This is a genomic window from Phaeobacter sp. HS011, assembly GCF_018101215.1.
Lineage (GTDB): Bacteria > Pseudomonadota > Alphaproteobacteria > Rhodobacterales > Rhodobacteraceae > Phaeobacter > Phaeobacter inhibens.
In genome coordinates this window covers 232,974-258,738 of the sequence record NZ_JAGEUF010000004.1, presented here as the reverse complement: position 1 = coordinate 258,738, position 25,765 = coordinate 232,974, and the positions used below count along the sequence as shown (strand labels likewise).

Below are 25,765 nucleotides of genomic sequence, written 5' to 3'. Positions count from 1 at the left end.
AATAGGGGATTTCAGGATAACGGAGATATATCCGTCAAAATGGACAAACCGGGCGACAGACCTCCGTCACGCGTTTTTCACGATCAGGAAAACGCGGGCCGCGCCTCCCAATGCTGCAATGGCATGGGTCACATCTGCGGCATATCGTGCGGTATCTCCTGCATGCAGCCGATCTGTGGCGCTGCCAGAGGTGAGCGCCACGGCCCCTTCCAGCACGGTTACATGTTCAACTGTACCCCGCCCGTGCGGCTGACTGTTCAGCGCGCCACCATCCTTGAGGCGGATATCGTAGACCTCGTGCCCACCGGCGTCTTCCGGCGGTGATAGAATGCGGATGAGGCATCCCTCGCCCATATTCTCAATCGAAGGGACATCGCCATCGCGCAGGATTTCAATACTGTCCTGCGCCTCATTGCTGTCCAGGAGCCCGGCAAAATCAACCTGTAGTGCGCGTGTCAAATTCCAAAGGGTTGCAATTGTAGGCGAGCTTTCTCCGCGTTCGATCTGGCTTACCATAGAGCGGCTGACACCAGAGAGATTGGCCACCGCCTCAAGGCTGAGGCCCTGGGCCCGGCGCGCCTCTTTCAGGCGGGCAGGCAACAGGGTCAGGATATCGTCTACATGTTCCGTCATGACGGAATCACTGCGCCTTTACGACCTATTTGTCAAACAGACGCCATGACACGGAAGTCATGTTTTGACGGCACGTTCTGCGGGACAGGCCATGCTGCATCCGCATACTCTGCGCCAAACCTATGAGGAGAGAGAGATGACCGATATCGTGATCCTGGATGGCGCCCGTACCGCCATTGGCACCTTTGGCGGGTCGCTTGCCGGCACCACGCCGATTGATCTGGCAACCGTGGCCTCCAAGGCCGCAATGGAACGCTCCGGCGTTGCGCCGGAACAGATCGGCAATGTGGTATTTGGCCATGTGATCAACACCGAACCCCGCGACATGTACCTGAGCCGGGTGGCGGCGATGCAGGCGGGCATCCCCAATGGTACGCCGGCGATGAACGTGAACCGGCTTTGTGGGTCTGGCGCACAGGCGATTGTCTCCGGCATCCAGTCACTGATGCTGGGGGATGCGGAATTTGCCCTTACCGGTGGCGCCGAAAACATGTCGCGCAGCCCCTTCATCGTGCCAAGCGCACGCTGGGGTCAGAAAATGGGTGATGCGCGGGCACTGGACATGATGCTAGGCGCGCTGAACTGCCCGTTCGGAACCGGCCACATGGGGGTGACCGCCGAAAACGTCGCGGATGAACATGACATTACCCGCGCCCAGATGGATGAATTTGCCCTCGCCAGCCAGACCCGCGCTGCCGCAGCGATCGAGGCCGGATATTTCGCCAGCCAGATCACCCCGGTTGTGGTGAAGGTAAAGCGGGACATGGTGCCGTTTGACGTAGACGAACATCCCAAAGCCAGCACGCTAGAGACACTGGGCGGGCTGAAAGCTGTGTTCAAGAAAGACGGCCGTGTCACGGCCGGCAATGCCAGCGGTATCAACGACGGCGCGGCTGCCATCGTTATGGCCACGGCCGACGCAGCGCGGCAGGCCGGGCTGAAACCCAAAGCGCGCATTTTGGGCTACGCGCACGCCGGTGTCCGCCCCGAGGTCATGGGCATTGGTCCGGTTCCCGCAGTACAGAACCTTCTGAAGAAAACCGGGCTGTCGGCCTCCGATTTTGACGTCGTCGAATCAAACGAAGCCTTTGCGGCGCAGGCACTTGCGGTGAACAAGGAACTGGGGCTCGATCCTGCGAAAGTGAATCCGAACGGCGGCGCAATCGCGCTTGGCCATCCTGTAGGCGCGACTGGTGCAATCATCACGCTGAAGACACTTTATGAATTGGAGCGCATCGGTGGCTCCAAAGGGCTGATCACCATGTGCATCGGTGGCGGTCAGGGCATTGCCCTTGCAATCGAACGTCTCTGATCCCACCTCCTGAAACACAAAAGGCCCCGGTTTTCACCGGGGCCTTTTTCATTGGGTAACATATGTCTTAGCTCGGGCTCATCCCGCGCAAACGTTCGGAACGACGGCGCAGCATCTCAACCACGGTCAAGAGACAGATCGAGACCACAACAAGAATGGTCGCCACCGCCAGAATGGTGGGGGAAATCTGTTCGCGCAGGCCGATAAACATCTGCCAAGGCAGAGTCTTCTGACCGGCCGAGCCGACAAACAGCACAACCACAACCTCATCAAACGAGGTGATGAAGGCAAACAGGCCGCCGGAAATCACACCGGGCAGGATCAGGGGCATCTGCACACGGAAGAAGGTGGTCACAGGACCAGCCCCCATATTCGCCGCAGCCCGCGTGAGCGAGCGATCAAAGCCAACCAGCGTCGCAGTCACTGTGATGATCACGAAGGGGATCCCCAGTGCCGCATGGGCCAGAACCACGCCAAAATATGTCCCCTGCAGGCCGATCCGGCTGTAGAAGAAATACATACCCGCAGCCGAAATGATCAGTGGTACGATCATGGGCGAAATCAGAATTGCCATGATGGCGCGACGGAACGGCACATGCGGCTGGCTGAGGCCAATCGCAGCGAGGGTGCCAAAGCCAACCGACAGGATTGTCGCCATCGGTGCGATCTTGATGGAGTTCCACATAGCCTGCTGCCAATCCGCGTTGGTGAAGAAATCGCGGTAATGTTTCAGCGAATATCCTTCAGGATCGAAGCGGATCATTTCCGGCGTGAAGGTGAAGAAGTCCTGTGCATTGAACGACAGCGGCATCACCACCAGAATCGGCGTAATCAAGAAGATGAAGATCGCCCCACAAATCACCCGGAACGTATAGTGCCACAGCACCTGCCCCGGAGTGAGATATGGCGCCAGATGCACGCGGTAGCGCGAGGTCGAGAGCCAGAAAATGAACCAGCCGACAAAAGCGCCGAACAGCAGCCCCATCACGGCTGCCGGCAGACCGCCCATTACGAAACCCGCAACAGCAAAGGCTGCGATCAGGATCCAGCGGATCAACCGCTCCTGATCACGCATCCCCGCAAGGGCAAATCCGAGTCCACCGACAAGAGCTGCGCCAATCAGAACTCCGAGAAGCCCGGAGCCTTGGGCGGTCCCCACGAAGAGGCCGAAGAAGGCCCCGGCAGCAGCCGCAACAAGCGCGACAAAACCGGGCGTTTGGTTTTCAACAGGTGTCAAAGCCATGTGTCTTATCCCAGTTTCACGTTGTCGATGCCGACAATCTTGTCATAGGCCCAGTAGAGCGCGAGGACGACGACCAGCAGAATACTGCCAAGTGCCGCAGCAAGACCCCAGTTGAGCGATTGCGAGATGTGGAAGGCAATCCGGTTGGAGATGAAGACACCTTTGGTGCCGCCAACCAGTTCCGGCGTAATGTAGTAGCCAATCGCCAAAATGAAGACGAGGATCGACCCCGCACCGATACCCGGCACTGACTGCGGGAAATAGACCCGCCAGAAGGCTGTCCAATTGGTCGCGCCAAGGGATTTGGCCGCGCGCAGATAGGAAGGGTTAATCGTCTGCATCACAGAGTACATCGGCAGGATCATGAACGGCAGCAGGATGTGGGTCATCGCCACAATCGTACCGAACTGGTTGTTGATCATGACCAGGCGCGCATCATCTGCGACCAGCCCCAACCAAACCAGCGTATCATTGATAACACCTTGTTGCTGCAACATGACTTTCCAGGCGGAGGTCCGCACCAGCAACGATGTCCAGAACGGCAACAGCACCAGGATCATCAACAAGTTTGCAGTGCGCGACGGCAAGTTGGCCAGAATCCAAGCCACAGGATAGCCCAGAACAATACAGCTCACAGTGATCGCCAGCGACATGATCAGGGTGCGCAGGAAAAGCGTACCATAGATGCGTTCGTTTTCCGGTCGCAGCTCAGCCCCTTCAGCACCTTTCTGGAAGTCGGCAGCATTCAGGAAGTAACCGTTGGTATAGGCCCCGGAATAGGTCTGAATGGTGCGCCAGACCTCCGGGTCAGCCCAATCTTCATCGATTTTGATGAACTGCTCCCTGAAGGGACCATCCTCAGCCAGATCCCAACGTTTGACCTTGCGCCCAGCCTTGCGGAAGAGCGAGGAAATGCCCGGATTTTCGTAGTTCAGACGCGAGCCTACACGGGTATGAGTCTTTTCCTGCGCGGCAATCTGAAGATCAGCAGCCAGCGCCGCGAATATGGCCTCATCCGGCGTCTCGCCCGAATTTGCATCCCAGTCTTTGAGCGCAACCACGGTCTTGGGTAGGGTATCAGAGACGATCTTATTCTCAACCGAGCGGAACAACATGTCGGCAATCGGGAGAATGAAGGTCAGAAGAACAAACAGCAGAAGCGGCGCGATCAACATCAGGGCGCGAATTTTCTGCATCCGGAGAGCTCGGGCCAGGCTACGCTTCAGCGGCGTGCCATCGGCGGCCAGGACCGGTCCGGTGTGGGTGGTATCGCTCATGGGTAGGAGCCCCCGTCGGAATTTTTTGTTGGTGGAGAAAGGGCCGTGCGCCAGGCACACAGCCCTTTCCCGATGATGTCAGTCTCTGTTCAGGAACAGATTACTTGGCCAGCCATGCCTGGAATTTTGCATCCAGATCATCACGGTTATCGGCCCACCATTCGTAGTCATAGACATGCACGTTGCCAGCATTTGCCGGATCGGTTGGCATGTGCGGCGCCATATCGATACCCAGAATGGCGTGCTTACCAACCAGCGGTGCAGACGACGCACGCGCCGGACCATAGGAGATGAATTTCGCCTGATCAGCCAGACGCTGCGTGTCGGTGGCGAACTTCAGGAAGTCCATCACGCGAGCCTTGCGATCTTCGGGCAGGTCAGCAGGAACAATCCAGCCGTCGAGGTCAAAGGACTGCATATCCCACAGCATGTCGATTGGCTGGTTCTGCTCAGCGATAGCCGAGAACAGGCGGCCGTTGAAGGTCGAGCCCATGACGACCTCACCGTCGGCCAGCAGCTGAGGCGTTTCTGCACCAGCGGTCCACCAGACAACCTGATCCTTGATGCTGTCCAGCTTGGCCAGCGCGCGCTCCACACCTTCATCGGTGCTCAGCACGTCATAGATCTCATCCTTGGCGACGCCATCGCAGTACAGAGCCCATTCAACGTTGTCGATCGGACGCTTCTGCAGGGCGCGCTTGCCGGGATATTTTGCAGTGTCAAAGATATCGCAGATGGAGGATGGCGGGGTGTCACCCACTTTGTCCATGCGATAGCCGAAAGTGGTCGAATACACGATCTGCGGTACAAAGCAGTCGCTCACGATCAGCTCGCCGAAGTCTTCGCTTGCGGGGGTGCCGTCGGGCGCCGCGGCAAGCACTTCGTCGTGATCCAGCTCAGCGGCCAGACCTTCGTCACACATGCGCATGGCGTCGGAGGCAACCACATCGACCAGATCCCAGGTCACATTGCCAGCTTCGGTCATAGCGCGCATTTTTGCGGTCGCTTCGGCCGAGCTTTCGTCCCAGATCACTTTCAGATCAGGGTGCATTTCCTGATAGGGAACGACATATGCCTTCAGCTGGCTTTCCTGATAGGCGCCGCCCCAGGACACGATGGTCATTTCGTTGGCCATATCGGCGGCCATCGCCATCGGCGCACACAACGCCGTGGTGGCCGCCAGGGCAGTCAGTTTGGTGAGTTTCATAGACACTCTACTCCTTGTTGAAATTATTATTTGTCTGGATCGTCGCCCCCCGGTCGTTCATTGCCGGGGGTTCGGGCACGCGTGGAGGCTTAGGCGTCCAACGCGCGGCAATCTTCAGGCAACCAGCCGATTTCGATCTGCTGGCCGGGCTTCAGCCGTTCCTGATCGGGGGCGTTGCGGGTTTTGATGATGAACTCATCATTGCCGGCAACCCGCAAGCGAGTGCGGAAAATATCGCCCATGTAGATGAATTCCAGCACTTCCGCCTTCAGCGTATGAGCGCCTTCCTGCATCCGGTCCTTGTTGTATTCGACACGTTCAGGACGGATCGAAACGCGGGTCCGTTCACCTGGCTTGGACACGTTGATTGGTTTGCAGTCGATCAGCTCGCCATCGTCCAGCTGCACCAGTGCGATGCCGTTGTTGACCTCTTTGACAGTGCCTTCCAGCGTGTTGTTCTCGCCAATGAACTGCGCAACGAAACTGTTGGACGGCTCTTCATACAACTGATCCGGCGGCGCCAGCTGCTGGATGCGGCCGTCGTTGAATACAGCGACGCGATCCGACATGGTCAGCGCTTCGGTCTGGTCGTGCGTCACGTAAACCGTAGTGATGCCCAATTGATGTGCCAGATGGGTGATTTCGAACTGCATCTTTTCCCGCAGCTGCTTATCCAGTGCACCAAGCGGTTCGTCCATCAGAACCAGTTCAGGCTCAAACACCAGCGCCCGTGCCAGGGCAACCCGCTGTTGCTGACCACCGGACAATTGGGCCGGTCGACGCCCTCCGAAGGCCCCCATTTCCACCATATCAAGCGCGCGCTTCACCTTCTGCTCACGCTCGGATTTACCCATGCTACGAACCTCCAGCGGAAAGCTGAGGTTTTCGGCAATAGTCATATGGGGGAACAGCGCGTAATTCTGAAACACCATCCCGATGCCGCGCTTGTGGGGTGGGATATTATTGATCGAGATACCGCCCAGCCGGATATCACCATGGGTTGCTGTCTCAAACCCCGCCAGCATCATCAGACAGGTTGTCTTACCCGAACCGGACGGGCCCAACATTGTCAAAAATTCACCTTTCGGCATGGTGAGGTTCAGGTCTTTGACAACGAGGTTCTCGCCGTCATAACTCTTCTGGACGCGTTCGAATTCAACGAACGCGCTCGTGTTTGACGCATCAGCCAAGTGAGGCTCCCTGGTTTGGTTCGGCAGATTGGCTCTGCACTTCTGTCGCGATGTAAGCACACCCAAGCGTTGGTGCGCAACCGGATCATCCGGATCATCTCTGCAATTTACCTTAGGGCCGATAGTTCGGTTAACGGTACGTATTACGACGAACGAGTGCTGAAAAGCGACAATTTTCCAGACCCGGATCAAATAGAAAATCCATTCGCACACGCGATGATTGAACGCAGCAAACCGTTACCGGAAACACTTCAAGAGGCGAATTTGACCACCCGAAACGGATTCGCAAACGCAAGAAAGACGCCAGTACCGAGCTGGAACTGGCGCCTTCTTTGGTCAGCGGAAAGCCTGATGTCAGGCGCTGCGCAGCATGTCCTGATCCTGCAAGGCCGCATAGCATTCATCAAGGGACTGACGCGCCCGCGCAATAAGGGTATCGATCTCCTCCGGTGTGATGACCAGCGGCGGCGAAATAATCATCCGGTCGCCGACATGGCGCATCACCAGATTGTTGGCGAAACAACGCTCGCGACAGATATAGCCGACGGTGCCACCCTCGGCGGCGAAGGTCGCACGTGACGCCTTATTTGGGGTCAGGGCAATGGACCCCATCATGCCGACAATCTTGGCCTCCCCCACCAGCGGATGATCTGCCAGCGCCTCCCATTTTTCCTTGAGATAGGGCGCGGCCACATCGCGCACGTGGCCGATGATGTTCTCCTCTTCCAGGATACGCAGGTTTTCAAGCGCGACAGCAGCCGCCACCGGATGGCCCGAATAGGTGTATCCGTGATTGAATTCGCCGGAACCGATCACCGACGCGATCTCATCACTGACAATCGAGCCGCCAATCGGCGCATAGCCGGAGGACAGCCCCTTGGCGATTGTCATGATGTCAGGACGAATGCCCACAGTCTGGCTACCAAACCAATTTCCAGTCCGCCCAAACCCGCAGATCACCTCATCTGCAATCAGCAGGATCTCGTATTTGTCACAGATACGCTGGATTTCTGGCCAATAGGTTGCGGGTGGTACAATAACACCGCCAGCACCTTGCACAGGTTCAGCAATAAAGGCCGCAACGCGATCTTCGCCCAGCTCAAGAATCGCCTGTTCCAGCTCTTGCGCCCGTGCAAGACCGAAATCTTCTGCCGACATATCGCCGCCTTCGGCCCACCAGTTCGGTTGATTGATATGATGGATATCCGGAATCGGCAGACCACCCTGCTCATGCATCGCAGTCATGCCGCCGAGGCTACCACTGCCGACAGAGGACCCATGATAGCCATTTTTACGGCTGATGATCACCGATTTTGTCGGCTTGCCCTTCATCGCCCAATAGTGGCGCACCATCCGGATGTTGGTGTCATTAGCTTCAGATCCTGACCCGGCAAAAAACACATGGTTGAGCCCGTCCGGCGCCAGCTCAGCAATCTTCGCCGCCAGCGCGATAGCCGGCGCATGGGTGGTCTGAAAGAAGGTGTTGTAATAAGGCAGCTCACGCATCTGGCGCGCCGCGACATCCGCAAGTTCGTCACGGCCGTAGCCAATATTCACACACCAGAGGCCGGCCATGGCATCCAGGATCTCATTGCCCTCACTGTCTGTCAGTGTAACCCCGCGGGCGCGGGTGATGATCCGCGCGCCTTTTTCAGCCAACTCGCCATTGGCGGTAAAAGGATGCATGTGATGGGCCGCGTCCAGCGCCTGAAGCTCGGCTGTGGGCAGGTGATTTGTAATCGCAGTCATAAGGCAGACTCCTGAAAGAAGAGATTGCCCCCAGAATATGATCAAATTCCATCATGTCAATCGAATCAGCTGGCTTGTGTGAGACCCTGTCGCACCTGATCCATACCCTGGGCCACATCCCTTTCCATCGCCAACACCGCCAGATCTGCGTCCTTGCGATGAAGTGCCTCCAAGATATCCTTATGGCGATCAGGAAAGCTCTGGGTACCAAGCCGCCCGCAGACCACCCGCAGCGACGGGCCAAAGCGCAGCCAGAGCCGATCCGCAAGATCTGTGAGGATTGGCGCGTCAGCATGCGCATAGAGCCGCGTATGGAATTGGTAATTCTGCACCAGATAGCCCGCCACATCTCCCGCAGAGATCGCCTGATCCAAGGCTGTATCTATCGCCTCCAAGGCCGCGATATCCGCTGGGGAGACCCGTTCTGTAGCCAATCTCGCAAGCTGACATTCAATTGTTTTTCTTGCATAAATTAGCTCACTCAGATCACTCTCGCGCAGCATTGGGACAGACACGCGGCGATTGCCCTGGAACACCAGCGCCCCATCAGAAATCAACCGCCTGATCGCCTCTCGAACAGGCGTCATGCCGGCACCCAGCGACTCGACCAGGCCCTGGATGGTCACCGCCTGGCCGGGCGCCAGATCGCCGAACAGGATCTGCCCGCGCAAGGTCTGATAGACGGTTTCATGCGCCGGCAGTTTCGCGGTCGGCTGACTGACGGATGATGCGTCTGGTTGGCTCAGGTTCACCTTCGGAATCCCTCCTAAATTTTGGGCAGCTTGCACCAAGTTTTCCCAGGTGAAAACATAAACAGTATTGCCGAATGAGGCAAAACTTGATCAAATCCTTACCAGCCGGGCACGGAAACCGGCACGCACAGGGAGATACTCATGACACTCAAGACGATGACATTGACCGCCATCGTGGCGCTGAGCAGTGCGGCCGCCGTCGCCGAAGAAGTTCGCGTTTACAACTGGTCCGACTATATCGATGAAGATCTGCTGGAGAAATTCGAAACCGAAACCGGCATTGATCTGATCTACGACGTTTTCGACAGCAATGAGTTGCTCGAAACCAAAATGCTGGCCGGCGGGTCCGGTTATGACGTTGTGGTTCCAACCGGGTCCTTCCTGGCGCGGCAGATCCAGGCCGGCGCGTTCCAGAAACTGGATACAAGCAAACTGTCGAACGCCGGCAACATGTGGGACGTGATCGAGGATCGCACCGCCCGTTATGATCCCGACAATCTCTATTCAGTGAATTACATGTGGGGCACCACCGGTATTGGCGCCAATACGGCCAAGGTGGAGGAAGCGCTGGGGGCCGATGCACCGATCGACTCGCTTGAACTGGTATTCAACCCGGACAACATGGAGAAACTGGCCAATTGTGGCGTCTACTTCCTGGATGCTCCTGATGAGATGATTCCAGCGGCTTTGAAATATATTGGCGAAGATCCCAACAGCATGGACCCCGATGTGGTGGCCAAGGCTGAGCCAGTGCTGATGGCCATCCGCCCTTATGTGAAGAAATTCCACAGCTCCGAATATATCAACGCGTTGGCAAACGGTGATATCTGCGTGGCGTTTGGCTGGTCTGGTGACATCCTGCAGGCGCGTGACCGTGCTGACGAGGCCGACAACGGTGTGGAAATCGTCTTCAACGCCCCCAAGGAAGGCGCTCTGATGTGGTTCGACCAGATGGCGATTCCGGTTGATGCACCAAACTCGGAAGGCGCGCATAAGTTCCTGAACTTCATCATGGAAGCCGAGAATATGGCGGCGGCCTCCAACTACGTTTATTATGCCAATGGCAACAAGGCGAGCCAGGAGTTCCTTGAGGAAGATGTGATCGGCGATCCCGCGATCTACCCAAGCAAGGAAACCCTGAAAAACCTCTACATCAAAGAAGCCTATCCGCCCAAGGTACAGCGTAAGGCCACCCGCATGTGGACCAAGATCAAGTCCGGGACCTGATCCGACACTGTTGATCACGCGGGGCATGATATCTGCCCCGCGTTTTACCTTTTGGGGACGTCGGCAGCTGTTCCACGCCCGTCCCACAACCTGCGTCTACTACTGGGGGCTCACGTGACCATTCCTGTTTTTGAACCCTGGAACGATCCAGAGGCCAAGCCCCTGATCCAATTCCAGAATGTCACCAAACGTTTTGGTGAGTTCACCGCCATCGACGATCTTACGCTCGGGATTTATGAGAAAGAGTTCTTTGCTCTGCTTGGCCCGTCAGGCTGTGGCAAAACGACAATGATGCGGATGCTTGCTGGGTTTGAGACCCCAACCGAAGGTAAGATTTTCCTGTCAGGTCAGGACATTGCCCCGGTGCCGCCGAACAAGCGACTGGTGAATATGATGTTCCAGTCCTACGCGCTGTTTCCGCATCTGAGCGTCTGGGACAATATCGCCTTTGGGCTGAAGCGCGAAAACAAGCCCAAGCATGACATCGCCGAACGGGTGCAGGAAATGCTGCGACTGACCCGACTTGAGAAATTCGCCCGCCGCAAACCACACCAGATCTCTGGCGGCCAACGCCAGCGGGTTGCCTTGGCCCGGTCGCTGGCCAAAGCTCCGAAACTGCTTCTGCTGGATGAACCACTCGGCGCGCTCGACAAGAAGCTGCGCCAGGATACTCAGTTTGAACTGATGGATATTCAGGAAAAAACCGGCACCACTTTTGTGATTGTCACCCATGATCAGGAAGAAGCAATGACTGTCGCCTCCCGCGTGGCGGTAATGGACAATGGCCGGATCGTGCAAGTGGCCACACCAGACCGGATCTATGAGACCCCAAATTCACTATATGTTGCGGATTTCATTGGCGATGTGAACATCATCGGCGGCACCGCCACCCCCACCGGCCCCGAACAATATGCAGTCAACTGGAAAGACGGCGCCGCCCCGCTCACAGTCAAAAGCCAGGCATCCTTCTCCGACGGGCAGGAGTGTCATCTGGCGATCCGCCCGGAGAAGGTCACGATCAGCGCCGAGCGCCCGGCGGAGGCTGACAACACGGTGCAGGGGCGCATTCTGGATATCGCCTACCTCGGCAATATCTCCACCTATCACGTTGAGCTGCCCTCCGGCGCAGTGATCAAGGCGCAAGCCGCTAATACCCGCCGCATTGCGCGTCGCGCCTTTACCTGGGAAGACCCGGTCTGGCTGTCTTGGACAGCCACGGCCGGTGTTCTGCTGGCGAACTGATGCGCCGCTTTTTCCTGATCGCTATCCCCTATGCCTGGCTATTGGCGCTGTTTCTTGTGCCTTTCGCCATCGTCTTCAAAATCTCGCTGTCGGATGCCGCCGTTGCGCGCCCACCCTATATGCCACAGTTCGACTGGGTCACTGGTATCGGCGCCTTCCTTTCGGATCTGGATTTTGAGAATTTCACTTGGTTGACCGAAGATGATCTCTACTGGAAAGCCTATCTCAGCTCGTTGCGCATTGCGGTGGTATCGACAGTTCTGACGTTGCTGGTCGGCTATCCGATGGCCTACGGCATGGCGCGCGCGCCTTCGGAATGGCGCCCAACGCTAATGATGCTCGTGATCCTACCGTTCTGGACCAGCTTTCTGATCCGGGTCTATGCGTGGATGGGAATCCTGTCGAACGAAGGCCTTTTGAATCAGTTCCTGATATGGGCCGGGCTGATTGATACACCGCTGACGATCCTGAACACCAATACAGCTGTCTATATCGGTATCGTCTACACCTATCTGCCCTTCATGATTCTGCCGATCTACTCCGCTTTGGAACGGCTGGATGGCTCGCTCATTGAGGCCGCAGAAGATCTGGGTTGCTCGCGTATGGAGGCCTTCTGGCTGGTCACCATTCCACTTTCACGCGCAGGTATTATCGCAGGCTGTTTCCTCGTCTTCATTCCGACGCTGGGCGAATTCGTGATCCCATCACTGCTGGGTGGATCTGATACGCTGATGATCGGCAAGGTGCTGTGGGAAGAGTTCTTCTCAAACCGTGACTGGCCAGTGGCCTCAGCGGTGGCGGTTGTGCTGCTTCTGATCCTGATCGTGCCTATCGTGCTGTTCCAGCGCAACCAGCAGAAACAACAGGAGGCGGACCAATGACACGATTGAGCTGGTTCAACACGGTTTCGCTGACACTGGGGTTTGCGTTTCTTTATATCCCGATGGTGATCCTGATCATCTTCAGCTTCAATGAGAGCAAACTGGTCACCGTCTGGGCGGGGTTCTCCGTCAAATGGTACGGTGAACTGCTGCAGAATGAAGCGTTTCTGAATGCGGCCTGGGTGACGCTGAAGGTGGCGGTAATGTCCTCAACCATCGCAACGGTTCTGGGCACCATGGCCGCCTATGTCCTGGTGCGCGGGGGGCGTTTCCTAGGCCGCACGCTATTTTCCGGGATGATCTATGCGCCGCTGGTTATGCCAGAGGTGATCACCGGCCTGTCGCTACTGCTTCTGTTCATCGGCATCGGTCTGGATCGCGGAGTTATGACCATCGTGCTGGCGCATACGACCTTTTCGATGTGCTATGTTTCAGTTGTCGTTTCCTCGCGGCTGGTGACCTTTGACCGCTCGCTGGAGGAGGCCGCGCTTGATCTTGGCTGCTCGGCGGCTGAGGCATTCCGCCTCGTGACGCTACCGATCATCGCACCTGCAGTCATCTCCGGCTGGCTCTTGGCCTTTACCCTATCGCTGGACGATCTGGTGATCGCGTCATTCACGTCCGGTCCGGCCGCAACGACTCTGCCGATCAAGATTTTTTCAGCCGTGCGTCTGGGGGTCAGCCCAGAGATCAACGCACTTTCCACGATTATGATCGCCATTGTAACGGTCGGCGTGGTCACCGCCTCGCTGGTCACAAAACGCCAACTGGTACGCCAGCGCCGCGACGAGCAAAACGCCGAACGTAGCTAAACATTAGCCCGCGTCCCAATCCGGGGCGCGGGCCAGCCCCAGCGCCTCAAGCTGATCTGGCCCCACGTAACGCAGTGCCTTATCGTGCCATAGGTCCGGCCCCGCCGCCAACTGATCGTAGTAGTTTTCGAATTGATGCGGCTGACTGAAGTGCTGACCGCGTTGTTTTTCTATCCTCGCTTTTTCCGCGATCTCAGGCAGGAATTTGCTGTGCAGAAGCACCCCGGATGGCATCCCCCCACCCGGTCCATCGTACAGCGCATTCAGCCATCGCGGCAGCGCCGCATGGGTAGAGTTGGTATAGGCGTAGCGGCGATCCCATTTGATCAAAGGGATTTTGTTCAACGTCGGTGCTCGCTGCGGTTCAGCAGCAAAAAATACCCGCTCCCGCGTGCCGCCCTGCACCCACAGATTGCCGCGCGGTGCCTGACGCGTACTGCGATATGGATCTGGATCGAACCACGGCAACACAGTGCGGGGATCATCGCCGGGGGAATAGCTCACCTTTCCCAGCGGCCCCCTGGGGAAAAGATCCAGCATCAGTGCGCCAAAGCCCACCCTGCCCTGACGGTCCAGCCAATGGGTCAGGCCACGCAAACCATGTTGCGCATCGCCGCCGAACACCAGCAATTCGTCTGTATCAACACTTAGGCACCAGCGGCGGTGACCATGGCGAATCTGCAGCCAGGTCGCCCAATCCAGACCGAACCGCGCATCGCGGTAGCTGGTGCCAGTCTGCCAGAGCGAAACATCCGGCTGCGTGGCAAGATATTCCGCGCACCCATCATCACTGCCATTGTCGACGATCAAAAAGTGATCAACACCCAACTCACGATAGAACTGCAGGAAAAAAGGGATCCGGGTCGCCTCATTTCGCAGAACGGTGATGGCGATCAAAGCATCCTTTGCCAGGATGGCGGTATGATCCGTCACCCTGCGCAGTTGATGACGCGCCCGAAACGCCCGCCAGAGCAGCTGGCGGCGCTGCCATCTCAACCGATAGGCCACCGCCAGCGAAATCTCTGGCAGCGGCACAGAACCCGGAGCCAAAACAGGCCCCGTCACCCTAACGCTCGTATGCGCCGGCTTTGTGCCAGCCCCAGGCATCCGCAATCATCGTCTCAAGGTCGGACCGCGTTGGTTCCCAGCCCAGCAGTGTCGCCGCACGCACAGAGCCCGAGACCAATTTGGTACAATCCCCGGCGCGCCGTGGCCCGATAGAATGCGGCACCGATTTGCCGGTGGTCGCTTCGGCCTTGTCCATAACTTCGCGCACCGAGAACCCGGTGCCTGTCCCCAGATTGAAGACCTGACTGCCTTTGCCATCCTTCAGCCAGTTGAGGCCCAGAACATGGGCATCAACCAGGTCGCAGACATGCACGTAGTCGCGTACACAGGTACCATCCGGCGTGTCATAATCGGTTCCGAAAATGGTCAGCGCATCGCGTTTGCCGTCAATCGCATCCAGAACCAGCGGCACCAGATGGGTCTCGGGACGATGGAATTCACCCACCTCAGCCTCGGGATCCGCACCCGCCACGTTGAAATAGCGAAAAATCACCGATCGCAGCCCATGCGACGCACCAAAGTCGCGCAAAATATCCTCGACCGCACGTTTGGAGGCGCCATAGGCATTCAAAGGCACCTGCGGCGTGCTTTCGTCCAGCACCACATTGTCATGCTCCCCGTAGGTGGCGCAGGTGGAAGAAAACACGAAATCAAGACAATCGGCCGCAACCGCAGCCTCAATAAGCGTTAGGGAGCCACCTACATTGTTGGTCCAGTAACGGCCAGGTTCGCTCATGGCTTCGCCGACCTGGCTCAGCGCGGCAAAATGCATAACCGCCGCCGGCTGATATTTGGCAAAAACTTCGTCCAGTCGCGCGCGATCACTCAGATCCCCCTTCTCGAAGGGGCCGAATTTCACCGCGTCCTGCCAGCCCGTTACCAGATTGTCGTAGGTCACGGGCGTGAACCCAGCCGCGCGCAGCGCCTTGCAAGCGTGGGAGCCGATATAACCAGCCCCACCGGTCACCAGAATATGTGTCAAAGCAGCGTTTTCCTGATCAAAAGGCCGGACGTTGCTGCCCGGCCACCCAAAATTCACATGTCACCAATCTTCGCCAATCGCAGCAAAGTGGCAGGTATTATTGCGCCGCCTTATCGACCTGCGCAATCTGATTGATATAGCACATCAGATCATCACGCAGTTCCTCACGCGCCAGCGCGAAGGCAACCGTCGCCTGCAGGAAACCCGCCTTGGACCCGCAGTCAAATCGCTGACCACGGAACCGGTAGCCATAAACCGGCACATCAGCGGCAATGTCTTCCGCAATGGCATCCGTCAGTTGGATTTCACCGCCAGCGCCCTGTTTCTTCTTGTTCAGATTCCGCAGCACAGAAGGGGCCAGAATATAGCGGCCAATCACCGCCAGATTAGATGGCGCCTCTTCAGCTTTGGGCTTCTCAACCATGCCATTCACAGACACCACCGATCCCATATCATCGCGCACATCCAGCACCCCGTAGGATGATGTCTGCTCCGGGGGAACCTCCATGGCCGCAACCATATTGCCGCCGGTTTCTTCATAGGCTTCCACCATCTGCTTGAGACAGGGCGTTTCCGCCGCGATGACGTCATCGGGCAGGATCACCGCAAAGGGTTCATTGGCGATCAGACGGCGCGCGCACCAAACCGCGTGGCCAAGGCCTAGCGCCTGATGCTGACGAATATAGGCGATCGCGCCCGAATCCATATTGGTCGCCTTCAGGATATCCAGAAGGTCGTCCTTGCCCTTCTTCCGCAGCTCCTGTTCGAGCATGGGCGAGTGGTCAAAATAGTCCTCAAGCGCGCCTTTGCCGCGCGAGGTTACAAAGATGAATTCCTTGATCCCGGCCTCACGCGCCTCATCAATGGCGTATTGGACCAGCGGACGGTCCACCAGCGTCATGATTTCTTTGGGAACAGATTTGGTCGCTGGCAGGAACCGCGTTCCAAGACCGGCCACCGGAAAAATTGCCTTCGTTACTTTTCTACGCATTTCGCACTCTCATTGTCTATTTCTCAAACCGTTCTGATGCGGTTTGTCAGTGGTGGCCGATTTGGTGACAAAACCTGCCTTGAAAGGCCGGCTTAAGTATTCCGCAGGCAATTCAGAAAATATACCCCCAGTCACGTTTCGCTCACGACCTTCCCTAAGATGTTTCATTTTATCGACAATTCGGGCCTATTTGTGACCCATCTTTTTCATCATCGCCTCAATCAGCGGTACGTCTTCGGGGTTGTTCAGCTCCCAGAATTCACGTCCGCGCGCCTCGACCTCAACGCAGAGGATCTTGCGACCATTTTCAAGGAAGCGCAGCTGCTCCAGCCCCTCCAGCGTCTCAAGGGGACCGACAGGCCACCCTGGATAAGCATTGAGCGCGTCTGGCCGGTAGGCATAGACTCCGACGTGATGGAACACCGGGGTGTCTTGATCCGCCTCATAGGCCGTTGAAGTGAACGGCACCACTTCCTTTGAGAAGTAGAGCGCGTTGTTATCCCGCCCGAACACGGCGGTGGTGCCGCCGACGCGACCGGCCTTACGGTCTGCCAGCAGACTGTTCAGCGTCGCTCCGTCGCAACGCAACACCGGTGTTGCCAGCCCCTTGTCAGGGGCATCGCGCAGACCCGAGATCAGATCTTCAACAAACCAATGTGGCGTCAGCGGCGCGTCACCTTGCAGGTTCACGACTATATCGTAGCCGCCCTCAAGCGTCGCCAGCGCTTCTGCACAACGCTCGGTCCCGTTGCCGCAGCTTTCGGAGGTCATAACCACCTCAGCGCCAAAGCTTGTGGCAGCGTCCCGAATCCGCTCATCATCGGTGGCCACCACAACACGATCGACACCATTGACGGCCATGGCAGCGCGCCAGGACCGTTCGATCAAGGTCTGGCTTTCTCCGCTGGCACCGGTCAGCGCAACAAGCGGTTTGCCGGGATAGCGTGTGGAGGCATAGCGGGCAGGGATGACAATCAGGACAGACATCAGGCTTTTTTCAACTCCACACCCGGCGCGTAGGCGATAAAGAAGGGGTTGGCATACCCCTCCTTGCCATAAGTGAGTGGGGTGTGGTCATCAAAACGCACCACTTGGCCACCCGCTCCACCCAGAACAGCATGACCAGCCGCTGTGTCCCATTCCATGGTGCGGCCAACCCGTGGATAAAGATCGGCTTCCCCGGTGGCGACCAGACAGAACTTCAACGAGGATCCCGCACTTTTACTGTCTTTCACAGCATATCTATTGATGTAGTCATCAGTCGCCTGATCGCGATGCGATTTGGAGGCAACCACCATCAGCGCATCATTATTGCTGTCTGCAACACGAATGGGCTTGATCTCTCCCATGGCTGCGGGATCAAAAGCGCCGGTTTCCTCAACCGCTGATCCGTCCGCCAAGGTGAAGAACATCCGCGACCGCGCCGGCGCATAGACCACACCACGGGTCGGCACACCTTTTTCAACCAGCGCGATATTGACGGTGAAGTCACCGCGGCGATGAATAAACTCCTTGGTTCCATCCAAGGGGTCAACGATCAGAAAAGTGTCGCCGCTCTTGCTATGCGAATCGGCCTGCTCTTCGGTCACCAGCATCACATCCGGAAATGCCGCCCGCAGCCCGGCAGAGATCAGCGCATCTGCGGCCTCATCGGCGGCAGTGACCGGGCTTTCGTCCGACTTCACCTTCACCTCGAATTCATCCGAGTTGTAGATCTCCATGATCTTCTCTCCGGCCTCGATCGCCAATCGGCGAATTACCGGAATAAGGTCATCATATGTCACAAACGCTCTCCCTGACCGGGTTTGGTTGATTACAGCAGTTGTCCCCCTTATGGTCGCGAGGAAAGGGAACAGCAAGATTTCCGTGGTAACGATAAGCAGAGTTTCACCTAAAGCAGGTCCGGACTAAGCGACATCATGTTCGAGCAACGCCACAAACGGTCTCGTCTCAGCAGCCTCATCGCCATGGGTGAGGTTGTCTTTCATTCCGTGGCGCGCAGTGTGCGCTCCAAACATAATAATGCTTTCATGGCTCTTGCGACCAATCTCATGCAGGCCGTGATGTTTGTCGTCGTGTTTTACGTGATGTTTTCCCTGCTCGGCCTGCGTGGTTCGGCCATTCGCGGCGATTTTCTGCTCTATGTGATGTCGGGCGTATTTTTGTTCCTGACCCACACCAAGGCCGTTTCCGCCGTCGCCGGAGCAGAGGGGCCAAGCAGCCCGATGATGCAGCACGCCCCGATGAACACGATCGTCGCCATTCTGTCGGCGGCACTGGGATCACTGTATATTCAGGTGCTGTCGATGCTGATCATCCTGTTCGTCTATCACGTGGCGTTCACCCCGATTGAAATTGAGGAACCGATTGCCGCCTTTGGCATGGTGCTGCTCTCTTGGATAACCGGCGCTGCGGTAGGTTTGATCCTGCTGGTCATGAAGCCTTGGTCGCCGGGGACTGTTGGCATCATCTCCACGATCTACCAAAGGGCCAATATGATCGCCTCGGGAAAGATGTTTCTGGCGAACACTCTGCCCAGCTTCATGCTGTCGATGTTCGACTGGAACCCGCTGTTTCACTGCATTGATCAGGCACGGGGGTTTGTGTTCATCAACTACAACCCCCATTTCAGCAACTGGCAATACGCCGGTTGGGTGGCACTCGTCCTGATCATGATTGGCTTGATGGGGGAGTTTTACACGCGCCGCCGTGCCTCGATCAGCTGGGGCGCAAAGCGCTGATCCGCCAGGCAAACAGATATTCAGGTCACCACACGCAGCGTCAGATTGATCCGCCCGCCCTTCGGCAGCAGGCGTGAGGATTTGAACCGAATGCGATCAACCCCGTGATAGGTCAGCCGGGCATCCCCACCCATCACGACCACATCGCCCGAGTTCAACCAGACAGTATCGGTCTTGCCCCCGCGCGATTGATTGCCAATCCGCAACAGACCGTCATCGCCTAGAGAGACTGACACCACCGGGTAGGAAAAATCCGCCTCATCCTTGTCCTGATGCAGCCCCATCCGGGCCCCTTCACCATAGTAGTTGATCAGACAGCAATCCGGTTGCCGCTCCAACCCAGTGGTGACCCGCCAGATGTCCAGAATCTCTGATGGTATCTCAGGCCAGCGGCGCCCGGTCGGGTGGCGCTCTTCATAGCGGTATCCATCCCGATCACTGACCCAACCATAGGCCCCGGCTGATGTCATCCGCACTGACATCTTACCACCACCGGGCACCTCAGGCGAAAACAGTGGTGCTGCGCGCAGAACGGGGCGCAGACACTCAATCAGCCGCTGCTGCCCATCCATATCCAGAAGGGGTTTTGTCAGCTCAAACCCCCGCAATCGCAACTTCATCATCACTGTTAGCCCGTTCTTAACCGCTCCCCTGTCAAAAACCGCTGTAATTCGCGAAACAGGACGCGATCTGGCGGTTGCAGGGGGCATTTGCGCTCCCTATATACGCCGGGAAGCGGTGAGGTGCAGACCAAACCGCAACTGAATCGGGGCCGGAATGCCAAAATGGGTTCAGACCTCGGGTAATCGCCTTAGAAAGTAAAAAAGGGATCGAACATGAGCAAAGTTATCGGAATCGACCTCGGGACCACCAACTCCTGTGTGGCCATCATGGACGGCTCGCAGCCTCGCGTTATCGAAAACGCTGAGGGCGCCCGTACCACGCCGTCGATCGTAGCCTTCACCGACGATGAACGTCTGGTGGGCCAGCCGGCCAAACGTCAGGCCGTCACCAACCCGGACAATACCGTTTTTGGCGTCAAGCGCTTGATCGGTCGCCGGTTTGATGACAGCGATCTGGCCAAAGACAAGAAAAATCTGCCCTTCGCCGTGATCAACGGCGGCAACGGAGACGCATGGGTCGAAGCCAAGGGTGAGAAATACTCCCCTTCGCAGATCTCCGCCTTCATCCTGGGCAAGATGAAAGAGACCGCCGAATCCTATCTCGGCGAAGAAGTGACCCAGGCCGTCATCACCGTGCCTGCCTATTTCAACGACGCTCAGCGTCAAGCGACCAAGGACGCGGGCAAGATTGCCGGCCTTGAAGTGCTGCGCATCATCAACGAACCGACAGCTGCGGCCTTGGCCTACGGTCTGGACAAGGAAGAAACCCAAACCATCGCGGTCTATGACCTCGGCGGCGGTACTTTCGACGTGACCATTCTGGAAATCGATGACGGCCTGTTCGAGGTTAAGTCCACCAACGGTGACACGTTCCTTGGTGGTGAAGACTTCGACATGCGGATCGTCAACTACCTGGCAGACCAGTTCAAGAAAGAGCACGGCGTCGACCTGACCAAGGACAAAATGGCCCTGCAGCGTCTGAAAGAAGCCGCTGAAAAAGCCAAGATTGAGCTGTCCTCCTCCAGCCAGACCGAAATCAACCAGCCGTTCATCTCGATGGATCCGTCCTCGGGCCAACCGCTGCACATGGTTATGAAGCTGACCCGCGCCAAGCTGGAAAGCCTGGTCGGCGACCTGATCAAAGCTTCCATGAAGCCTTGTGCCGCTGCCCTGAAAGATGCGGGTCTCTCGGCATCTGACGTCGACGAGGTTGTTCTGGTCGGTGGTATGACCCGTATGCCCAAGGTTATCGAAGAGGTCAGCAAATTCTTCGGTAAGGAACCGCACAAGGGTGTGAACCCGGATGAAGTTGTTGCCATGGGTGCCGCCATTCAGGCCGGCGTTCTGCAGGGCGACGTGAAAGACGTTGTTCTGCTCGATGTGACGCCGCTGTCGCTGGGTATCGAAACCCTGGGTGGCGTGTTCACGCGTCTGATCGACCGTAACACCACCATCCCGACCAAGAAGAGCCAGGTCTTCTCAACTGCGGAAGACAACCAGAACGCGGTGACCATTCGCGTGTTCCAGGGTGAGCGTGAGATGGCGGCCGACAACAAGATGCTCGGCCAGTTCAACCTCGAAGACATCCCGCCCGCACCACGTGGCATGCCGCAGATCGAAGTCACTTTTGACATCGACGCCAACGGCATCGTCTCGGTCGGCGCAAAGGACAAGGCGACCGGCAAAGAGCAGAATATCACCATCCAGGCCTCCGGTGGTCTGTCCGATGACGATATCGAAAAGATGGTCAAGGATGCTGAAGACAATGCCGAGGCGGACAAGGAACGCCGCGAGCTGATCGAAGCCAAGAACCAGGCCGAAAGCCTGATTCACTCCACCGAGAAATCGATGGAAGAGCATGGCGACAAGGTCGACCCGACCACCATCGAAGCCATCGAACTGGCGATTGCCGCACTGAAGGACGATCTCGAGAATGAGAAGTCCACCGCCGAGAAGATCAAATCCGGCGTTCAGAATGTCACTGAGGCTGCGATGAAGCTGGGTGAGGCGATCTACAAGTCGAGCCAGGAAGAGGCTGCGGATGAGCCGACCGCCGCAGATGACGCGGCAGGCCCCGGTGATGATGACATTGTCGATGCCGAATTCGAAGATCTGGACGACAACAAGCGTTAAGGTCTGATTTTGGCCAGAGCGGGCCGGTCCGAACTCCGGGCCGGCCCGCTTTCGTTGCGGCAAGAAGGGTATTCCGATGTCCAAACGAGATTACTATGACGTTCTCGGGGTGTCCAAAGGGGCCACCGCCGATGAAATCAAGAAAGGCTTTCGCAAGAAGGCAAAAGAGCTGCACCCCGATCGGAACAAGGACAATCCCGAATCCGAGGGGCAATTCAAAGAGGCCAATGAGGCCTATGATGTTCTGAAAGACCCGGAGAAAAAGGCCGCATACGACCGCTACGGCCACGCGGCCTTTGAAAACGGTATGGGTGGCGGTCAGCGCGGTGGCCAGGGTGGCCAGGGCTTTGGCGGCGGTGACTTCTCCTCTGCCTTCTCTGATGTATTCGACGATCTGTTCGGCGACTTCATGGGGGGACGCGGCGGCCAAGGTGGCGGACGGCAACGAGCCGCGCGCGGCTCCGACCTGCGCTACAACCTGCGCATCTCGCTTGAAGATGCCTTTGCGGGGATGCACAAAACCATCAACGTGCCGACCGCTGTGGCCTGTGGATCCTGCGAGGGCACCGGCGCCGAGGGCGGTGTGGAGCCGACCACATGCCCGACCTGCTCAGGCATGGGCAAGGTGCGCGCGCAACAGGGCTTCTTCACGGTGGAACGCACCTGCCCCACCTGCTCCGGCCTTGGACAGATCATCAAGAACCCCTGCAAATCCTGCCAGGGCCACGGTCGTGTCGAGAAAGATCGCTCCCTGTCGGTGAACATCCCTGCTGGCGTAGAAACCGGCACCCGCATTCGCCTTGCTGGCGAAGGTGAGGCGGGTATGCGGGGAGGGCCTCCCGGTGATCTCTACATCTTCGTAGAAGTTGCCGCGCATGATCTGTTCGAGCGGGACGGCAATAACCTGTACTGCCGCGTCCCCGTGTCCCTGGCCAAGGCTGCCCTTGGCGGGGCGATTGAAGTGCCCACCATCGACGGTGGTCGCGGGCGGGTTCAGATCCCTGAAGGCAGTCAATCTGGTCGCCAGATGCGCCTGCGTGGTAAGGGGATGCCTGCCCTGCGCGGTGGTGCCACCGGCGACATGTTTATCGAGCTGGCGGTGGAAACCCCGGTGAACCTCACCTCCCGGCAGAAAGAGCTGCTGCGGGAATTCGAGGATCTATCCGAGGACAACACCAACCCGGAATCGCGGAGTTTCTTCTCCTCGGTCAAGAGTTTCTGGGACGGGATGAAGGGCTAAGACCAGCCTGTTCGACCAAAATAAAAAGATAAAGCGCCCCCGAACGGGGCGCTTTTTTTGATGGGTTTGCGGCATGTGGCGGCTTTGATCTGACCGATTAACCTTTTCGCAACCCTGATGGCGCGAGCATTGCACCATGCCCAAGGATCCCGCATTCGAGGACGTCTCCCTGCCGCTGTTTCCAGACAGCGCAGAGATCATTGCACGCACCCGAAAACCACCATCGCCACCCTCCTATATCAAGGACCATCGCGCCCGGCTGCGGGACCGGTTCATGACAGGGGGCGCTACTGCGATGCCGGATTACGAACTGCTGGAACTGGTGCTGTTCCGCTCCATCCCGCGCCGGGATGTGAAACCGCTGGCGCGCCAGTTGCTCGACAATTTTGGCGATTTCAATCGCGTGATTACTGCGCCTCCTGAACGGCTCGCACGGATTGCGGGAGTTGGCGATGCGGTGATCACCGACCTAAAGGTGTTGGAAGCCGCCGCCCATCGCATGGCCCGCGCGAAGGTACTGCAACGCCACATCCTGTCCTCTTGGGACGCATTGCTGGATTATTGCCATACGGTCATGGCCCACCGCGAAACTGAGCAATTCCGGGTGCTATATCTTGATCGTAAGAACACATTGATTGCGGATGAGGAGCAGGCCAAAGGCACCGTTGACCATGTACCTGTCTATCCACGGGAAATCGCAAAGCGTGCCTTGGAGATCGGCGCCAGCGCACTGATATTGGTGCATAATCATCCATCAGGCGATCCGACGCCCTCGCCCAGCGACATCGAAATGACCGACCGGGTTGCCCGTGCTCTCGCCGCGCTGGATATTGTGCTACACGATCACCTGATCATCGGAAAATCCAGCGAACTCAGCTTTCGGTCGGCCGGGTACCTATAGCTGGCTAACGGACCCAAACTTCCACCCGGCGATTCACCTGACGCCCCCACCGCTGGTCTTCACAGGCCATTGGCAGCGCTTCACCGAATGCCGCAATCTCAATTTCCGTGCGCTCCAAATTCGCGGTTTCAGCAGCTGCAATCACCGCATCGCGCACCGCCTCGGCACGTTTCTTAGCGATGGTTCTATTGCCGCTCGCCGGTCCATCCCCGTCTGAGAAGCCGACGAAAACCAGTTCCCGCGCATCATAGGCACCCGCCTCAAGCGAGCGCGCCAGTTGTGTGATATTGCTTCGCGATTGCGCATCTGGGCGGGTCGAGCCCGGCTCAAACCGGAAAGACGTGGTCAAACGCTGTAGGCCATCCAACCGACTGACAAGCCGCTGCAATTCCTCCAGCGGGACTTCCGACCCCGCCGCCGTGATCGCATTGGCCAACCGGTCACCCTGTACGTTCATGGAAATACGCTCGGGCGCCTGATCGACGAAGCCAGCCCTGCGAATCACGATTTGCGCACCAGGTCCACGCACATAGCTCAGGAAATCCCGCGCCAGTTTGGGCAGCCGCCGGGACGGCAGATAGAGAAACATGGGCGCGGTCAGCGGATAGTCTTCGGTCTTGATCGAACGGCGGTTGGCTCGTAGCGAAAACCCGCAGGCACCGCGCAATGTCAGGACCCGTGCGGTCGAAGTCTCGGCAAAACTTGCTAAGCCAAGCGCAAAGGGGTCCGTTGCAACCACGCGCACCAAGGTACTGCCACGATCATGGCGCCGCAAACGGGTCCCAAGTGCCGCAATATTTGGTGTCTCCAAACGATCCGATATCGCCTGTGCCAGGCCGGAACCGGCCACCGGAAGATGGAGCGAAATCGGCGCATTCGGTCCACCCAGCTCCGACCAGTTGCTAAGGTCACCAGACAGCACCCGCGCCAGATCTGCGACTGAGATTGAGCGGACGGGATTGCCTGGGGCCACAACGGGCACCATCGCATCCAGCGCCAGAACGCGGCTGCGCTGTGCGCCAGTCATGTCGCCCATCCCCGCCTCACGGGCCCGCTCACGCTCGGCGCTTCGAATTTCACGCAAGGCCATAACGATATCGGCCTCATTCGCGAGAAGATCGGCAAATCCTTCGTCCGTGTTGCTGACAAAAAAACTGAACCTCGCCGCAACGCGGCCAGTGTCGCGCAGCAGGACATAGTCGAAATTATTGTCGGGCATAGGATCGCGTCGTGTCTGAAACCCGTTTCGCAGCGCAAACCCCTCGATCAGAGCCGGTAACAGGACCTCTGCCATGGTCGACGATCCCGACAGGCTGATCTCCGCAACGAAATCAGACAGGCTAGGGCACCCCGGTCCCTCACAGCTGACACCAGAGCCGTCGACCGTCAGTTCGCCGAACTTGGTGTCAACGCGATAGAATTCGCCGTCGAATCCCAGAATATTCCCGGTGATCTCAACAGCTCCATCCGGCGACGAAAGTGTCACGTCCTGCGCCTTCAGCGGCAGGATCCCGGTGACAAGAAAGAGTGCGGCGCATATCACCGCACGAAACAAAGCCAT

General features: G+C 57.7%; 23 protein-coding genes. 9 read left to right on the top strand and 14 right to left on the bottom strand.

Annotation, left to right across the window (positions count from 1 at the left end):
• Positions 1 to 66: 66 nt before the first annotated feature.
• On the bottom strand, positions 67 to 633 hold the full coding sequence (locus tag J4721_RS09565; RefSeq protein ID WP_102855666.1) for a helix-turn-helix domain-containing protein: 567 nt from the start codon (positions 631 to 633) through the stop codon (positions 67 to 69).
• Positions 634 to 769: 136 nt separating this feature from the next.
• Between J4721_RS09565 and J4721_RS09560 the strand changes: the two genes are divergently transcribed.
• Positions 770 to 1,945: an acetyl-CoA C-acyltransferase family protein gene (locus tag J4721_RS09560; protein WP_211002569.1), complete on the top strand. Its 1,176-nt coding sequence runs from the start codon at positions 770 to 772 to the stop codon at positions 1,943 to 1,945.
• Positions 1,946 to 2,012: 67 nt separating this feature from the next.
• Here the strand turns inward: J4721_RS09560 and J4721_RS09555 are convergent, their stop codons facing one another.
• The 6 genes from J4721_RS09555 to J4721_RS09530 all read right to left on the bottom strand — a co-directional run bounded on the left by J4721_RS09555 (position 2,013) and on the right by J4721_RS09530 (position 9,363).
• A complete protein-coding gene (locus tag J4721_RS09555; RefSeq protein ID WP_014876321.1) occupies positions 2,013 to 3,188 on the bottom strand; it encodes an ABC transporter permease in 1,176 nt (391 codons plus the stop codon).
• Between the two features lie 5 nt (positions 3,189 to 3,193).
• A complete protein-coding gene (locus J4721_RS09550) occupies positions 3,194 to 4,465 on the bottom strand; it encodes an ABC transporter permease (RefSeq protein ID WP_211002570.1) in 1,272 nt (423 codons plus the stop codon).
• A gap of 100 nt (positions 4,466 to 4,565) precedes the next feature.
• Positions 4,566 to 5,672, bottom strand: coding sequence for an extracellular solute-binding protein (locus J4721_RS09545; RefSeq protein WP_027248365.1), 1,107 nt, complete (start codon positions 5,670 to 5,672; stop codon positions 4,566 to 4,568).
• Positions 5,673 to 5,761: 89 nt separating this feature from the next.
• Positions 5,762 to 6,862: an ABC transporter ATP-binding protein gene (locus J4721_RS09540; protein WP_014881480.1), complete on the bottom strand. Its 1,101-nt coding sequence runs from the start codon at positions 6,860 to 6,862 to the stop codon at positions 5,762 to 5,764.
• A 354-nt stretch (positions 6,863 to 7,216) separates the two neighbouring features.
• The gene (locus J4721_RS09535; protein WP_102855667.1) at positions 7,217 to 8,611 is read right to left on the bottom strand and encodes an aspartate aminotransferase family protein; all 1,395 of its coding nucleotides are present in this window, start codon (positions 8,609 to 8,611) and stop codon (positions 7,217 to 7,219) included.
• Between the two features lie 65 nt (positions 8,612 to 8,676).
• Positions 8,677 to 9,363 (bottom strand): GntR family transcriptional regulator, encoded by a 687-nt coding sequence (locus tag J4721_RS09530; protein WP_198040717.1) that lies wholly within the window; start codon positions 9,361 to 9,363, stop codon positions 8,677 to 8,679.
• Between the two features lie 141 nt (positions 9,364 to 9,504).
• Here J4721_RS09530 and J4721_RS09525 point away from each other — a divergent pair, with 141 nt between their 5' ends.
• From J4721_RS09525 to J4721_RS09510, 4 genes are all read left to right on the top strand, one after another.
• Positions 9,505 to 10,590: a polyamine ABC transporter substrate-binding protein gene (locus J4721_RS09525; RefSeq protein WP_211002571.1), complete on the top strand. Its 1,086-nt coding sequence runs from the start codon at positions 9,505 to 9,507 to the stop codon at positions 10,588 to 10,590.
• 114 nt (positions 10,591 to 10,704) lie between these two features.
• On the top strand, positions 10,705 to 11,832 hold the full coding sequence (locus J4721_RS09520; protein WP_014881483.1) for an ABC transporter ATP-binding protein: 1,128 nt from the start codon (positions 10,705 to 10,707) through the stop codon (positions 11,830 to 11,832).
• A complete protein-coding gene (locus tag J4721_RS09515) occupies positions 11,832 to 12,713 on the top strand; it encodes an ABC transporter permease subunit (protein ID WP_027248362.1) in 882 nt (293 codons plus the stop codon). The genes J4721_RS09520 and J4721_RS09515 overlap by 1 nt, the downstream gene beginning before the upstream one ends.
• A complete protein-coding gene (locus tag J4721_RS09510) occupies positions 12,710 to 13,525 on the top strand; it encodes an ABC transporter permease (protein WP_014876330.1) in 816 nt (271 codons plus the stop codon). The genes J4721_RS09515 and J4721_RS09510 overlap by 4 nt, the downstream gene beginning before the upstream one ends.
• A 3-nt stretch (positions 13,526 to 13,528) precedes the next feature.
• Here the strand turns inward: J4721_RS09510 and J4721_RS09505 are convergent, their stop codons facing one another.
• The 5 genes from J4721_RS09505 to cysQ form a co-directional block, all read right to left on the bottom strand.
• A complete protein-coding gene (locus J4721_RS09505; RefSeq protein WP_211002572.1) occupies positions 13,529 to 14,590 on the bottom strand; it encodes a glycosyltransferase family 2 protein in 1,062 nt (353 codons plus the stop codon).
• A gap of 1 nt (position 14,591) precedes the next feature.
• Positions 14,592 to 15,575 (bottom strand): UDP-glucose 4-epimerase GalE, encoded by a 984-nt coding sequence (gene galE / locus J4721_RS09500; RefSeq protein WP_014876332.1) that lies wholly within the window; start codon positions 15,573 to 15,575, stop codon positions 14,592 to 14,594.
• A gap of 97 nt (positions 15,576 to 15,672) precedes the next feature.
• Positions 15,673 to 16,566: a UTP--glucose-1-phosphate uridylyltransferase GalU gene (gene galU, locus J4721_RS09495; RefSeq protein WP_014876333.1), complete on the bottom strand. Its 894-nt coding sequence runs from the start codon at positions 16,564 to 16,566 to the stop codon at positions 15,673 to 15,675.
• 186 nt (positions 16,567 to 16,752) lie between these two features.
• Positions 16,753 to 17,553 carry a 3-deoxy-manno-octulosonate cytidylyltransferase gene (locus J4721_RS09490; protein WP_211002573.1) on the bottom strand — a complete coding sequence of 267 codons (801 nt, stop codon included), beginning with the start codon at positions 17,551 to 17,553 and terminating at the stop codon, positions 16,753 to 16,755.
• Positions 17,553 to 18,350: a 3'(2'),5'-bisphosphate nucleotidase CysQ gene (gene cysQ / locus J4721_RS09485; RefSeq protein WP_211002574.1), complete on the bottom strand. Its 798-nt coding sequence runs from the start codon at positions 18,348 to 18,350 to the stop codon at positions 17,553 to 17,555. Before cysQ ends, J4721_RS09490 begins: the two co-directional genes overlap by 1 nt.
• A 135-nt stretch (positions 18,351 to 18,485) precedes the next feature.
• On the opposite strand from cysQ, the gene J4721_RS09480 reads away from it, so the two are divergent.
• Positions 18,486 to 19,307, top strand: coding sequence for an ABC transporter permease (locus tag J4721_RS09480; RefSeq protein ID WP_014876336.1), 822 nt, complete (start codon positions 18,486 to 18,488; stop codon positions 19,305 to 19,307).
• Between the two features lie 20 nt (positions 19,308 to 19,327).
• Here J4721_RS09480 and J4721_RS09475 read toward each other — a convergent pair whose 3' ends face one another.
• On the bottom strand, positions 19,328 to 19,930 hold the full coding sequence (locus J4721_RS09475; RefSeq protein ID WP_044040854.1) for an alpha-ketoglutarate-dependent dioxygenase AlkB: 603 nt from the start codon (positions 19,928 to 19,930) through the stop codon (positions 19,328 to 19,330).
• 213 nt (positions 19,931 to 20,143) lie between these two features.
• Between J4721_RS09475 and dnaK the strand changes: the two genes are divergently transcribed.
• From dnaK to radC, 3 genes are all read left to right on the top strand, one after another.
• Positions 20,144 to 22,063: a molecular chaperone DnaK gene (gene dnaK, locus J4721_RS09470; RefSeq protein WP_014876338.1), complete on the top strand. Its 1,920-nt coding sequence runs from the start codon at positions 20,144 to 20,146 to the stop codon at positions 22,061 to 22,063.
• Positions 22,064 to 22,139: 76 nt separating this feature from the next.
• Positions 22,140 to 23,303, top strand: a complete 1,164-nt coding sequence (gene dnaJ, locus J4721_RS09465) for a molecular chaperone DnaJ (protein ID WP_014876339.1) — start codon at positions 22,140 to 22,142, stop codon at positions 23,301 to 23,303.
• A gap of 136 nt (positions 23,304 to 23,439) precedes the next feature.
• Complete coding sequence (gene radC / locus J4721_RS09460; RefSeq protein WP_211002575.1) at positions 23,440 to 24,204, top strand: DNA repair protein RadC; 765 nt, start codon at positions 23,440 to 23,442, stop codon at positions 24,202 to 24,204.
• A gap of 4 nt (positions 24,205 to 24,208) precedes the next feature.
• Here the strand turns inward: radC and J4721_RS09455 are convergent, their stop codons facing one another.
• Positions 24,209 to 25,765 carry a substrate-binding domain-containing protein gene (locus J4721_RS09455; RefSeq protein WP_211002576.1) on the bottom strand — a complete coding sequence of 519 codons (1,557 nt, stop codon included), beginning with the start codon at positions 25,763 to 25,765 and terminating at the stop codon, positions 24,209 to 24,211.